The organism is Guptibacillus hwajinpoensis, assembly GCF_020524165.1.
GTDB classification, from domain to species: Bacteria; Bacillota; Bacilli; order Bacillales; family Guptibacillaceae; genus Guptibacillus; species Guptibacillus hwajinpoensis_D.
Map to the genome: position 1 here is coordinate 760,152 of NZ_JAIVKU010000004.1, position 13,622 is coordinate 773,773.

Annotated in this window: 15 protein-coding genes and 1 riboswitch; of the genes, 2 read left to right on the forward strand and 13 right to left on the reverse strand. The window is 38.7% G+C overall.

Features of this window, described 5'->3' with window-relative positions; translation table 11 throughout:
• Positions 1-67: 67 nt before the first annotated feature.
• The 4 genes from LC090_RS10940 to LC090_RS10955 form a co-directional block, all read right to left on the reverse strand.
• Complete coding sequence (locus LC090_RS10940) at positions 68-640, reverse strand: HAD-IA family hydrolase (RefSeq protein ID WP_226658009.1); 573 nt, start codon at positions 638-640, stop codon at positions 68-70.
• Positions 641-699: 59 nt separating this feature from the next.
• Positions 700-2,082 carry a glycine--tRNA ligase gene (locus LC090_RS10945; RefSeq protein WP_226658012.1) on the reverse strand — a complete coding sequence of 461 codons (1,383 nt, stop codon included), beginning with the start codon at positions 2,080-2,082 and terminating at the stop codon, positions 700-702.
• 777 nt (positions 2,083-2,859) lie between these two features.
• On the reverse strand, positions 2,860-3,642 hold the full coding sequence (locus LC090_RS10950) for an alpha/beta fold hydrolase (protein ID WP_226658014.1): 783 nt from the start codon (positions 3,640-3,642) through the stop codon (positions 2,860-2,862).
• 474 nt (positions 3,643-4,116) lie between these two features.
• Positions 4,117-4,269 (reverse strand): anti-repressor SinI family protein, encoded by a 153-nt coding sequence (locus tag LC090_RS10955; protein WP_226658016.1) that lies wholly within the window; start codon positions 4,267-4,269, stop codon positions 4,117-4,119.
• A 25-nt stretch (positions 4,270-4,294) separates the two neighbouring features.
• Positions 4,295-4,383: riboswitch (cyclic di-GMP riboswitch) on the reverse strand.
• A gap of 284 nt (positions 4,384-4,667) precedes the next feature.
• On the opposite strand from LC090_RS10955, the gene LC090_RS10960 reads away from it, so the two are divergent.
• A complete protein-coding gene (locus LC090_RS10960; protein WP_226658018.1) occupies positions 4,668-4,898 on the forward strand; it encodes a hypothetical protein in 231 nt (76 codons plus the stop codon).
• Positions 4,899-4,932: 34 nt separating this feature from the next.
• On the opposite strand, the gene LC090_RS10965 is transcribed toward LC090_RS10960, so the two are convergent.
• The 3 genes from LC090_RS10965 to LC090_RS10975 form a co-directional block, all read right to left on the reverse strand.
• Complete coding sequence (locus LC090_RS10965; RefSeq protein ID WP_255648082.1) at positions 4,933-5,253, reverse strand: thioredoxin family protein; 321 nt, start codon at positions 5,251-5,253, stop codon at positions 4,933-4,935.
• A gap of 116 nt (positions 5,254-5,369) precedes the next feature.
• Positions 5,370-6,656 carry an ergothioneine biosynthesis protein EgtB gene (gene egtB / locus LC090_RS10970; RefSeq protein ID WP_226658023.1) on the reverse strand — a complete coding sequence of 429 codons (1,287 nt, stop codon included), beginning with the start codon at positions 6,654-6,656 and terminating at the stop codon, positions 5,370-5,372.
• Between the two features lie 70 nt (positions 6,657-6,726).
• Complete coding sequence (locus LC090_RS10975) at positions 6,727-7,365, reverse strand: SGNH/GDSL hydrolase family protein (RefSeq protein ID WP_226658025.1); 639 nt, start codon at positions 7,363-7,365, stop codon at positions 6,727-6,729.
• Here LC090_RS10975 and LC090_RS10980 point away from each other — a divergent pair.
• Positions 7,316-7,588 carry a helix-turn-helix domain-containing protein gene (locus LC090_RS10980; protein ID WP_226658027.1) on the forward strand — a complete coding sequence of 91 codons (273 nt, stop codon included), beginning with the start codon at positions 7,316-7,318 and terminating at the stop codon, positions 7,586-7,588. The genes LC090_RS10975 and LC090_RS10980 overlap by 50 nt on opposite strands.
• A gap of 132 nt (positions 7,589-7,720) precedes the next feature.
• Here LC090_RS10980 and LC090_RS10985 read toward each other — a convergent pair whose 3' ends face one another.
• From LC090_RS10985 to argH, 6 genes are all read right to left on the reverse strand, one after another.
• Positions 7,721-7,927 (reverse strand): hypothetical protein, encoded by a 207-nt coding sequence (locus tag LC090_RS10985; protein ID WP_098443633.1) that lies wholly within the window; start codon positions 7,925-7,927, stop codon positions 7,721-7,723.
• A gap of 110 nt (positions 7,928-8,037) precedes the next feature.
• Positions 8,038-9,153, reverse strand: coding sequence for an aminopeptidase (locus LC090_RS10990; RefSeq protein ID WP_226658029.1), 1,116 nt, complete (start codon positions 9,151-9,153; stop codon positions 8,038-8,040).
• A 104-nt stretch (positions 9,154-9,257) separates the two neighbouring features.
• On the reverse strand, positions 9,258-10,706 hold the full coding sequence (gene aldA, locus LC090_RS10995) for an aldehyde dehydrogenase (protein ID WP_226658031.1): 1,449 nt from the start codon (positions 10,704-10,706) through the stop codon (positions 9,258-9,260).
• Positions 10,707-10,779: 73 nt separating this feature from the next.
• Positions 10,780-11,649 (reverse strand): patatin-like phospholipase family protein, encoded by an 870-nt coding sequence (locus LC090_RS11000; RefSeq protein WP_226658033.1) that lies wholly within the window; start codon positions 11,647-11,649, stop codon positions 10,780-10,782.
• A 123-nt stretch (positions 11,650-11,772) separates the two neighbouring features.
• On the reverse strand, positions 11,773-11,910 hold the full coding sequence (locus LC090_RS11005; protein WP_226658036.1) for a hypothetical protein: 138 nt from the start codon (positions 11,908-11,910) through the stop codon (positions 11,773-11,775).
• A 321-nt stretch (positions 11,911-12,231) separates the two neighbouring features.
• Positions 12,232-13,620, reverse strand: coding sequence for an argininosuccinate lyase (argH, locus tag LC090_RS11010; protein ID WP_226658038.1), 1,389 nt, complete (start codon positions 13,618-13,620; stop codon positions 12,232-12,234).
• Positions 13,621-13,622 lie beyond the last annotated feature (2 nt).

A 13,622-nucleotide genomic window follows, 5' to 3' on the forward strand; every position in this document is an offset into this window, starting at 1 on the left:
AACATCCCCTTTGTGTTCATATGTGTATTATCACATATGAACACAAAGGGGATCAACTGATTCTATATTAATTATTAGAAGGCCAAAGTTCTTCATTTAAGTCATGATAATTCGTCACATAGAAATCGGCACCTGGAGCCTCATTTTGAAAAAGGCATGTTTTCATTCCAACTTCTTTTGCAGGAAGAATATCCAATAGACGATCTCCCACCGCAAGATCAAGATGGTATCGATCATTCAAATGATGGTAAGATGCTGGATCTGGCTTTCGAGGAAAACCATCATCACCTGCCACAAGATCAGCAAAATAATGTTCCATATCGAAATGCTTCAAAATAGCGATCACTTCAGCACGTGGTTTATGTGTCATAATCACATTTAAGTCTGCTTGTTCAAGAATGGTTTTTAATCCTGGGAAAGGGGGTTTGTCGTCAGGCGATAGAGCATTGTCTTTTTCTCGGAAAGTTGCGATTTGCTCGTCTGTTAAACCAAAAGTTTCCGTGGCATGACGAAAGGAAACTTTTAACTCCTTTAATATCTCTTCATCTTTTATATCAGAAGAAACTAGCTCCTTCATCACTCTTGTAAAAGCAGGGTATGTATCAAATAGTGTTCCATCAAAATCCCAAAGAATTCTCACCTTGTACTCACTCCCTAATTTGTAAAGAAAGCCGCTCGTACTCGAGCGGCTTTCTTCATTTAAAATTGTGTTTTTTCTTCTAAAAAGCTCTTTAGTTCTGAAATCGGCATTCTTTTTTGTTCCATTGTATCACGGTCACGGATCGTGACTTGCTGGTCTTCAACAGAGTCAAAATCAAACGTAATCGCGTAAGGCGTACCAATTTCATCATGACGACGGTAACGTTTACCGATTGAACCAGCTTCGTCATAATCAACCATAAAGTATTTAGATAGTTCAGCATGTACAGCGCGTGCTTCTTCAGAAAGTTTTTTAGAAAGTGGGAAGACAGCTGCTTTAAATGGCGCAATCGCCGGGTGGAAGTGCATTACGCTTCTTGAAGTACCATCTTCAAGCTCTTGTTCTTCATATGCTTCAATTAAGAAAGCAAGCGTTACGCGGTCTGCACCGAGTGAAGGTTCGATACAATAAGGTACATATTTTTCACCCGTTTGCTGATCATGATAAGTAAAATCTTCATTAGAGTGCTCCATGTGCTGCTTAAGGTCATAATCGGTTCTTGAAGCAACTCCCCATAGTTCACCCCAACCAAATGGAAATTTATACTCAATATCCGTTGTTGCGTTACTATAATGAGAAAGCTCATCTTCCGCATGCTCACGTAATCGAATGCTATTTCCACTTACCCCAAGATTCAGCAACCAATTTTTGCAGTACTCTTTCCAATAGTCATGCCATTCGAGTTCATCACCGGGTTTACAGAAAAATTCAAGCTCCATTTGTTCGAATTCGCGAGTTCGGAACGTAAAGTTACCAGGTGTAATTTCATTTCGGAAACTTTTTCCGATTTGAGCAATTCCAAAAGGTACTTTTTTACGCATTGAACGCTGAACATTTTTGAAGTTAACGAAAATTCCTTGGGCTGTTTCAGGGCGAAGATAAATTTCACTTGTGCTTGACTTCGTTACCCCCTGGTGTGTTTTGAACATCAAATCAAATTGACGAATTTCCGTGAAATCTTCACTACCACATTCAGGACAAGTGATGTTATTGTTTTTTATCAGGCGTTCCATTTCTTCAAAAGAAAGACCGTCAGCGATCATTTCATCTTCTTCTGTGGACAACGCATCTTCAATTAATTTATCTGCGCGATGGCGTGTTTTACAGCTTTTGCAATCAATTAATGGATCATTAAAGTTACCTAGGTGACCTGAAGCTTCCCATGTTTTTGGATTCATCAGAATTGCTGCATCAAGCCCACTATTATAAGGAGATTCTTGTACAAACTTCTTCCACCATGCACCTTTAATATTGTTTTTAAGTTCGACTCCAAGAGGACCATAATCCCATGTATTTGCGAGTCCTCCGTAAATATCAGACCCCGGAAAAATAAATCCTCTGTGCTTTGATACAGATACGATCTGATCCATTGAAATTGTCATGTCATTCTCTCCTTTTTTCAATCAATATAAAAAGCCCCCGGTCCATGGACAATTACTGTCCAGGGACGAGAGCCTATGCACCCGCGGTTCCACCCTAGTTGATGCATGCTTTGCATCCACTTTCAGAACGTTTAACTCCAGACCGCCGTTTCATCAGACCTTACTTCGGGCTCGCACCGTCCCCGAATCGCTTAATTAAGGATTATCTGATTACTATTTGTCCTTCATAGTTAGTATGGTTATGTATGAGATTGATATGACATATGATACAAAAAATAATGGGCTAAAGTCAAGTATCTTTCTTTATCCTAATTTCACTTTACTATTATCATTGGAAACAAAACAATTCCCAAGATAGCTTTTACATTGTTTTTTTTCCTGAGCAGATTTTTCACCGATTTCCTCTACTGTCTCAAATGATGTGAAAAGTTTGTAATAACAGCTATAGATAAAGAAGTGAGAGGTTTATCCTCTAACGTTCCACTTCGAGAATAAGACCGCATTTCCCCAACTCTATGTGTTCAGTCCTAAAAAAGGAATGTAAGTCATATGTAAAGTTTCTTAAGTTATTCCGACAAACCTCTTTGTATTCGTGATGAGGTAATATGACTACAAATTCATCACCGCCTATATCTCCAATAAACGTTTCATTGGATAATGATCGAACGGTTTCGCTAATAATATTAGCAATATACATTAATGGTCGATTTCGAGGTCTAGACCAAACCAGTCCAGCCACTCTTTTCAATAATCTTTTTTTAAGTAGTTGTTAAGGCATTATTCCTTGAGAAAGCTCGAAAGGATTGGCAGAAGGGTTTTTCCGCTAACCATGTGGTCTTGCTTTGCAAGTTGTACAAACCTTGCGTTTGGAATTGCCTTCGCTAGTTGGCGACCAACATCATTTATCGAGTCCGGGCTTTTTTCACCAACGATTATTTGCGTTGGAATGGATATTCGAGTAGCTCTTTCAACGGGTGGCATATCCTGTGTTAGAGTAATATCATAAGCAAGAGTTGGAGCTAGAGCTTTCGTAGTTCTCCAGCCAGGAAATAACGGTAGCAATAAAACAAATACTTTTGGCATCCCAATCCCCTTCAAAAATGTAAGCATTGCTTCTGCATTTTTCTCGTTATTGAGAAGTTTGTGTATTTTTTGACTTAATTGTTTGTATTCGGCTTTTTCTTTCTCGTCACGTACATATGGCGCATCATACATCGTTACTTTTTGCACTTTGTTTCCAAGTCGAAGCGTAGCCTCGAGTGCGATTACAGCACCAGAAGAATGTCCATACAAATGCGCCCTACCGCCTGCCGCATCAATCATGGCTTCTATATCTTCAATTTCACGTTCTATAGTATAAGGCAGTGTGTTACCACTATCGCCGCGTCCACGTCGGTCGTAATTGTAAACAGTGAATTCAGTGGCAAATGTTTTGGCATCTCGCACTATAGGCTTAAATGAGCGATGGCAGCTTGCACCCGTTATGTAAATGAGTGCTGGACCATTACCGTAGACATCGTACGCCAAGGTTGTGCCGTCTTTTGACTGGGTTTTTTTCATATAATCACCTTTCCCCTCAAAAAATGGATGAATTTAACCCACCTACACCTGTCACAAGATTTCAATCAATATACTGCTAATCTATACACTAAATTACATAAACATTCAATTCTACATCACCAATAAAGTTCCTTCTATTTTCAATACCAAACCGTTACTTGAAAGGTAATCCGACCATAATTATTAGCTTAACCTGCCCTATTAGCACAAATAGCGGTAGTCCCTATGCAGGCAGCTATTGCCTCCAATCGTTGAGGATTCCTTTTGGTATTTTCCACATTAATAAGTCCTTGTATTGATGCGGATCGGTAAATTCGCATGTAAATTTACCTGCAAATTTTGTTCATATTTAATGTAAATTCTTTTATATCAAAAAAACAAAGCCACAAATTGCTATACAATTTGTGGCACATTTTAGTCTGTATTTTCATTGATTGCGATTTGTAACGGAACTCATTACTCTTAGGACGCTCTTTATTTATGTACATTCATAGATGTCGGCTCTCTGTCTTGTCTTAAGAATGACCTTACCTCTTCTTTCTGTAGTCCAATTTCGCGGGCAGCCCTCATTAGAATAACCCATTCTTGATCCAGTACTTTCTTAGGCTTAATCTCTGCCATGGTCATTCTTCTCTCCTCCTTATCGGGTTTTCCAGGAGGACCAGCCGTCGTAGTTGGTGACCCAACAGTAGACCTGTGTCTTTGCGTCCCATCCTTTAGAATGGTTTGCCCTTATCTGGAGAATTAAGAAATGACATGCACCGACCATTATCCTAGAAATCCTACAATTTTTCAAAAAGCCTACAAATATTTAAGAGAAGTATGCCGGTATATGCTACTAATATACCAGTTACTAAGTTTAAATTCAAAATATTTTTAAAATAAAGTCATATTAAAAGCATAACCTTTATTTATCTCATATCTTATTTAGATGACTGTTTCTATCTGTTACTTAAATTAAATGGAATTTGGTCGTTGAGAAGTTGTGAAAATGATCATTCAAAATTAGATAAAGGAGGATAATGATGAGCAGAAACCAGATCGGGACTTCATGGAGCGGCACTCATGTTATACTCCTTCAATGTTCTCCATTTTTAAACAAAACAACTTCACTGTACAAAAGTCTTCATGCACCAACGGAACCTATTCACTCTTCTTGTAGCGAAACGCTTTCGATTTATCTCAGTATTGGTTACTCCATCGCCTATGTCCACTCATTAATTGATGGCACAGTTCAATATGTCCTAACTAAATAAAAGAAGATTGCACACAGGCAATCTTCTTTCTTCATTAAAATTGACTTAAATACTCTTTAACCTGATCTGGATTCTTAGTATTGGCACTATGCAAGTGACCAATCTTTTTTCCATCTTGATAAATAAGCAAACTCGGAATTCCCATTACATCATTTTCCTCTGTAATTTCAGGAAACTGTTCAATATCAATTTGAGCCCAGGCTTTATCTTGGTGAGTATTTATAATATCATCAATGAAAAAATCTAGTCGTTTGCAATCTGGACACCAGTTTGCCTCGTATTTTAGAATAGATACCTTTTCATCATTAATAAAGGACTGATAAGATTCAGCCGTTGCAATTTTTTTCACATTCATCGCTCCTTCTATCTTTCTTTTCAGAGACAATTATATCGAAATAATCTTCAAATGTCTGCAAGGAAGATTACGCTATTTTCGTCATAAGATTTATAAGCTAAAGAAGTGGGAGCCTGTTATTCTACGTCCTCTGCAAGTCGAATACCCGTAAACTGCCAGCGTTTCTCAGGACCAAAGAAATTACGATACGTCGGACGGATATGAGATTGCGAAGTGACGCATGATCCTCCACGTAAAATCATTTGGCTGCTCATAAATTTAGCATTATACTCACCTAATGCTCCGTCAAGAGGTTTGTTACCTGGATATGGCATATAAGGACTTTTCGTCCATTCCCATACATCTCCATAAGCTTTTTTAATGTTGCCTTCCTCTTCTTTCACTGATGCAACCGGATGATAGTGACCATCCTCTACAAAATTACCAACGATCGGCTGATCCCTCACTGCAACTTCCCACTCTGATTCTGAAGGTAGGCGTTTTCCTACAAAGCTTGCATATGCTTCGGCTTCGTAATAACTAATATGGGTAACGGGCTCTTCTTGATTAATCGGGACTAGCCCATGAAGTGTAAATGTATACCACTCACCATCTTTTTCGATCCAATGAAGTGGCGCTTTCCAATTTTCTTTCTTCACTGTTGCCCAACCGTCGGATAACCAGTAGGTAGCCTGCTCATAGCCTCCAGCATTGATAAATTCCATGTATTCTCCATTCGTCACGGTTCTCGTCGCTAACTTAAATGGCTCAAGCCATACCTTATGTACTGGCCGCTCATTGTCAAAAGAAAAGCCGTTTCCTTCATTCTTACCCGTTTCAATAAGTCCACCCTCGAATGATACCCACTCAAGCGGTGTCGCCTTTACTGTTGGCTCGACATCAAGTGAATGGTATACAGGATAAAGCGGATTAACTGAGAAATTATATTTAATATCTGTCATTAAAAGTTCTTGATGCTGCTGTTCATGATTTAGCCCAATTTCAACTAGATCCGCAATTTGATGGAGATGTTCTTCATCGATTAACTTAATGACGTCCATCATTTCTTCATCGATATCTGAGCGATAGCTTCTTACTTTATCGATACTTGGTCTACTTAGTAACCCTCTTGCATGTCGTGGAAAGTAACTTCCAACACTTTCGTAATATGAGTTAAATAAATAGTCAAATTCTTTATGAAAAGACTCATAATTTTCTTTATACTCTTTTAAAATAAACGTCTCAAAGAACCAAGTTGTGTGAGCCATATGCCATTTGGGTGGACTTACATCTGGGATTGATTGGATGGTAAAATCCTCGGTCTCAAGTGGTTCTACTAATGTATTAGTCATTGCGCGCGTCGCCTTATAGGAATGAAGCATTTGTTCTCGTAATTCGTTTATTTGAATTGATTGTTTTACCATAAGTTCCTCCCCAAAATACGATTAAAGTGATAACACGAAATTTTACCCTTGCATTAAATAAATTAAACATTTATAGATTAATTCCTGTTTTCATAAGTACATTTGAAATTTCTTTGTGGCCCTGTGTATTGGGGTGAATACCGTCTGAAGCCAAAAATTGTTTTTCCCTCCCTTTAAAAACAGGAAAAACATTGGCAATTTCAACAAATTCTCCAGTTGAACATGTTTCAATATGTCGGTTAAACGCCTTAACCCAAAAATCTGAAAAAGGTAAGTCTGGAATCGGATTATACAAATTCACTATCCGAATCATCGCATTAGCATAATTCTGTTTTAGCTCCTTCGATAAGTAGGTTACAATCCAACTCATATTCTGACAACATTCATGCAAAGCCTCGTTTAAAACAGCTTCATCTTTAGTAATACCGTATGCTTCAGCTGCATCAATAAGATCGTTTCCTCCAGCTGTCACCGTAATGACTGGCGAGTATCTCATTGGGATTTGGGAGCAATAAAGCCATCGTTTCACATCTGCAGTCGTCGCCCCATTTTCTGCAAAAGTCTGCACTTTAACCGGAATTTGCAAATTGGAATGTAGCGAATTGGAATAAAAGTCTACAAACGTAGGAGTAAATAAAACCGTTCCAGTGCCTAACGTAATGGAGTCTCCTATTGCGGTATATCTTACTGGAGTATGCGAGTCAAACATAGGATCACCTCTTAATTGTAGATGCTCTACATTATTCCTCTCCTCTCCCTCTTGTTACTCAGCTTACTTAGCTATTAAACGCCTTTCAAAATTATGGAAAATAATAGATGGTTGGCAAACCATTGACATTCAGTTAACACATTTTGATATTGCCACGATGATCGGTTCAACAAGAGAAACAGTGAGCGCCACGTTTAAAGAACTTAAAAGGCTGGCTACATAAAGAAAACACCGCTCACTTTTACGATCCATCCAGAACAAGCCACAACCTACATGGAAGAAAACGGCGAATGAAGAGATGGTATATACAAGAAAAGACGCTAATTAAAGTTAGCGTCTTTTCTTGCCCCTCGATCTAATTTGCTGTTTTTCCATCTGAGTCTTTCTGGTTATCCTTTTTCCCCTCTAATTTATCCCACTTAATCGGTCTATTGAGATTTAATTTTTTTTTCAAGTTCAATAAACAGTTGAAATGACCAACATACCATTTATCGAACTTTACCATATGAATGGTTTCCCAGTCTCTCATCTCCTTCGTACATCCATCACAATGTATTTCCATTGGAAGGCACTTCCTGTCTTAAGTAGTTTTCTTTATTTATATTCAAAGAAATGAAAATGTGATTGGTCATCTGTACGAAAAAACGCATCCGGTGGATGCGTTTCTCATCTTTATTTAAGATTTTCAGGGTTTAACACTTGAAGGGCTTCTGGGACAAACTTCCCATCTTTACGAATCAACTCGTCATCAAACCAGATTTCTCCACCACCATATTCAGGTCGTTGGATTAAGACAAGATCCCAGTGAACGGAAGAATCGTTGCCGTTTGGTGCTTCATCATATGCTTGTCCAGGAGTAAAATGAAATGACCCATCAATTTTTTCATCAAATAATATGTCTTTCATCGGCTCACGAATGAAGGGATTGACACCAATTGCAAATTCTCCAATATATCGCGCACCTTCGTCAGTATTTAGAATTTGATTGAGTCGTTCTGTATCATTTGCAACTGCATCAATCACTTTTCCATTTTCAAATGTAAGCTGAACATTTTCGAACACAAATCCATTATATGGAGAAGGTGTGTTATACGTAATAACACCATTCACACTATCCTTAACCGGTGCTGTAAATACTTCGCCATCAGGTATATTAAGTTCTCCAGCACATTTTACAGCTGGAATATCTTTAATAGAAAAGCTTAGGTTCGTATCAGGAGAAACAATTCGTACCTCATCAGCTTTGTTCATACGATCAACAAGGGCATCCATCGCTTCACTCATTTTTGCATAATCCATCGTGCAAACATTGAAATAGAAGTCTTCAAATGCTTCAGTACTCATGCCAGAAAGCTGTGCCATGGATGCGTTAGGATACCTCATCACAACCCATTTCGTATGCTTCACACGTTGAGTACTATGAACTTTTGTTTTATAAATTTGATTATATAATGCCATTTTTGCTTCCGGTACATCTGATAACTCATTTATGTTTTCTGAACCTCGAATGCCAATATACGCATCCATTTTTTTCATTTGATTTAAATCAATTTCAGCCCATTCTGTGATTTGCTCTTCTGTGGCATTCATTAATAGCTCACGAAGAACTTGATTATCTCTTAGGTTCACATGTGGAAATCCCCCAGCTTTATGTACTTCTTTCACAATGCTGCGAACGAGCGAATTGTCTACATCGAAGGCTTCGATTAAGACATGTTCACCCTGCTGAACTTTAGTTGAGTATTGTACTAACTTCTCAGCAAACTCTATAATACGAGAATCAAACATATTCTCCCTCTTTTCCTCATCTTAATATTGTTCTACCTTTCTATTATACGCCCTACATTCATCATTCTTCAAACATTAGAAAACCGGGCATACGCCCGGTTTCATTATTTGATATCTTGATCGTACTCCATATAAATGACATGAGTCTTAAGATATTCGTTAAGACCATGTTTTCCATCAGCACCACCGATACCTGATTGTCCCATACCGGCATGGAAACCTTGAACAGCTTCAAAATTCTCACGGTTCACGTATGTTTCACCATATCTGAGTACATTAGAAGCTTTCATAACTTCATGCATATTGTCACTAAAAATTGATGAAGATAGACCATAATGTGTATCATTTGCCATTTCAAGCACTTTATCAAAATCGCTATAAACGACAATTGGTAAAACAGGACCAAAAATTTCTTCCTGAATGACGTTCATATCCTGCGAAACATCAGTAAGAACGGTTGGTTCAAAGAAAAAGCCTTTATCCCGATTAACACGTTTCCCACCTGTTTTCACTACAGCCCCAGCCTTAATGGCATTATTCACCATTTCTTCGACAGAATCGATTTGCTGTTTGTTCGCAAGTGGACCAATGTCACATCCATCTTCGTTCAAAGAGTCCCCTACTTTAGTATTCTTAAAAGTATTGGTGATTTTTGAGATAAATTCTTCTGCTACATCTTCATGTACATAAACACGCTCTGCATTTGTACAAGCCTGACCATTGTTTGTGATACGAGATGTCGTAATCTTCTCAACGGCTAGGTCAACGTTCGCATGTTTCGTTACGATCGCTGGCGCTTTACCCCCAAGCTCAAGGTTCACTTTTGTAATGTTTTTAGCAGCTGCTTCCATTACTTTTGAACCAGCTGGATAGCTTCCCGTTAAGCTAATCATTTGTACGTCTGGTGAAGAAGCAAGAGGAGTACCAATGTCTGAACCTTTACCAGTAACTAAGCTAAATACCCCTTTAGGGACCTCTACTTCATCGATAATACTTGCTAGCTCACAGGCTGTATTTGGTGTATATTGACTTGGTTTAATAATAATCGGACAACCTGTGACAAACGCTGGTGCTACTTTTCGAGCAAAGATAAACATTGGGAAGTTCCAAGGGACAATCCCGCCGACGATTCCAATAGGCTTCTTGAAAACAAGGATATTTTCGTTTGGGCGATCGCTCGGGAGTACTTCTCCTTCGTATCTTCTTGCCCAACCTGCCATATAGCGGAAGTAGTCAATTGTTAATTCTACTTCTGCCTGTGAAGCATCGACTGTTTTACCATTTTCTTCAGTTAACATGTTAATAAAGGTGTCTTTTTTTTCTTCTACTTTATCTGCAATCTTATATAAGTATTCAGCTCGTTCTATCGAGGGTTTCATTTCCCATTCTCTTTGGGAAGCTTTAGCAGCTTCGATTGCACGCTGCACGTCGTTCTCATCACTTTTCGGAATTCTTGAAATCACTTCTTCTGTCGCTGGATTGATCACGTCGAGCATTTCTTCTGAATGACTGTTCGTAAATTCACCGTTAATGTATAGTTGATAGCTTTTCACTTGAAAGACCTCCTACATAGTGTTGGAGAACTGTTCCCAAGTTAGCTACATGATTAAACATATGATCACACATTCAAACTGTTTCTTTCGTTAATTCCCTCTTTTCAAGCCAATTCTCAAGATCTTGATGATGACCCCTCATATCTTCATAACCTTGATTGTATAAAGTGGTTAGACGAAGTTGTGATTTTTCGATTCGTGCGACTTCAAGTGGCGTGGAAGGCTGAATGATAAAATAATTGTCTCGGTTTGCTTCAATATGATCAAGCGTTTGATTGTAATGAACATATCGTGTTGTAATGGCTTTTGCCAACGCAGGATTTTTCCGATAAAGGCGTTGAATCATCCAAGATAATTTTGATTTCTGCTTTCGATATCCTTCATTTCGCGTCAGAATGACAACATGACTTTTATTTCCATCCGCCTCCGATTTTTGAACAGGAATTGGATCAGTAATACCGCCATCCAAGTAAAATCCATTATCAATTTGCACGGGCGGCGCCATAAATGGAAGTGAGCTCGATGCTCTTAAAATCGAAAGAATTTGTTCTCCATCATCTTTCTTATTAAAGTAATAAGGTTTCCCTGTCGTAATATCTGTTGTGCCAATAACAAATTGTTCCGTCGCATTTTGAAACGTATGAAAATCGAAAGGCACATGTGTAGACGGAATTTCATTAAAAATCAAATCCATTCCAAACAGCTGCTTTTTACGCAATAAATTTTTGTATGAAATGTATTCTGGATGATTCACATAATCGATAAGTACGGTACGGTTCCTTCCACTCTGTCTTGAGAGGTAAGACGCTGCATTACAGGCCCCAGCAGATACACCTATCACGTAGGGAAAGTATAAATCGTGCTCCATCATATACTCTAAAACTCCCGCCGTGTAGACGCCTCTCATCCCTCCGCCTTCAAGTACAAGACCAACTGAATCCATTTAAAAGTCCCCTTTTCAATTATCTATCTATAAGTTTACTGGAGTTGGAAATGAACCTCAAGAAACCAAGCTTCGTTTCTTAATTGAATGTAAAAAGCTCCCTGCCTGTGCAGGAAGCTTCCTTTATTCTTCTCTTTCTTCATTCTTGATCGTTTTATGCCCCGTGGATGCTTCATAGGGAAACTTTGTTTGATCTGCTGTTTTTGGTCGTTCGCGTTCCATCCCTTTTTTCTTATGATCAAATGCCTTTCCTCGGCCCATCTTACCCCTCCTTTCATCTCTTTCTATTCTCCCACTTACAGAAAAAAAGTATCCGAAAAAAAATGGAATGGGCATGTATAGAACGAAATGAAAGTGGTCATGATAATTAGTGAAGAGGGAAGAACAAAAGTGCATAAGGAAAACGGAAGCTTTTAAGGAGATGGTCGCGTTGAACTACTCTGTTGGTAAAACAAGGCTCTAACAACTTTCATTAGAAAGAGGTGTCTCCAAAAGACAACTACCGTTCTACCCCATCGCTTGTTTAGCAAACGCTAATAACTTCCTTCTTCATGAGGGTCTTATCCTATCGGATAGGGCCCTTTATGCGTTTTCTTTTACATTTAAATGATCATGGGCTAAACGAATCTGAATTGCGATTTGCTCTGGCGACGTACCTCCATAGCTTTTTCTTGCGTTCATCACATTAGCAGGCTTAAGCACTTCAAAAACATCTTCTTCAAATAATGGCGTAAATGATTTAAATTCTTCCATTGTAAGATCAAGTAAAAATTTCTTTCTCTCGATACCGTAAAGTACAATTTTTCCAATGACTTCATGTGACTCACGGAACGTCATTCCTTTGTTCACAAGGTAATCCGCAATATCGGTTGCATTAGAATAATCTTCATTTACAGCTTGCTTCATGTTTTCAGTTTTAACACTCATCGTTTCAATCATAGGAGCTAAGAGTTGAAGAGCACCATCAAGGGTTTTGGCTGTATCAAACATACCTTCCTTATCTTCCTGCATGTCTTTGTTATAAGCAAGAGGTAGTCCCTTCAATACAGTTAACAAGCTAAACAAATTCCCATACACTCGACCGGTTTTCGCTCGAAGAAGTTCAGGTACATCCGGATTCTTTTTCTGAGGCATAATGCTTGATCCCGTACAAAAAGAATCATCTAGTTCGATAAATTGGAACTCCTGACTGCTCCAAATCACCAATTCTTCCGATAAACGTGACATGTGCATCATAAGCACGGAAGCATTTGAAAGAAACTCGACAATAAAATCACGGTCACTAACAGCGTCCATGCTATTCGGATAAACCGCGTCAAAGCCTAACAGTTCTGCCGTGCGATGGCGATCAATCGGAAAAGTTGTTCCAGCTAGTGCGCCTGCACCAAGCGGTAACATGCTTGTTCTCTTTAAACTGTCTTGAAATCTTTCCTTATCACGTTCAAACATCCAGAAATATGCTAGCATATGATGGGCAAATGATACAGGTTGAGCACGCTGCAAATGTGTATAACCTGGTAAAACAGTTTCAACATGAGATTCAGCCTGGCTTAGAATCGCCTGCTGAACCTCTTCGATATGTGAAATAAAAAGGTTAACCTTTTTTACAAGGTACATATGCATATCCGTTGCAACCTGGTCATTACGGCTTCTACCGGTATGCAGCTTTCCTCCAACAGGTCCTATTTCATCAATAAGTGCTTTTTCAATGTTCATATGAATGTCTTCTTGAGAAACATCATAGTCAAATGTTCCATTTTGAATGTTCTCAAGAACAACGTGTAAGCCACGCTCGATTTCTTCCTTATCAGAGCAACTAATCACACCGCATTCACTAAGCATCTGAACATGGGCCAGACTGCCTTCGATATCTTCTTCTGCTAGTTCTTTATCATACTGGATCGAAGCTGTATATTCTTCTACAAGCTTATTCGTTTCTTTCGTAAAGCGTCCACCCCATAGCTTAGACACAC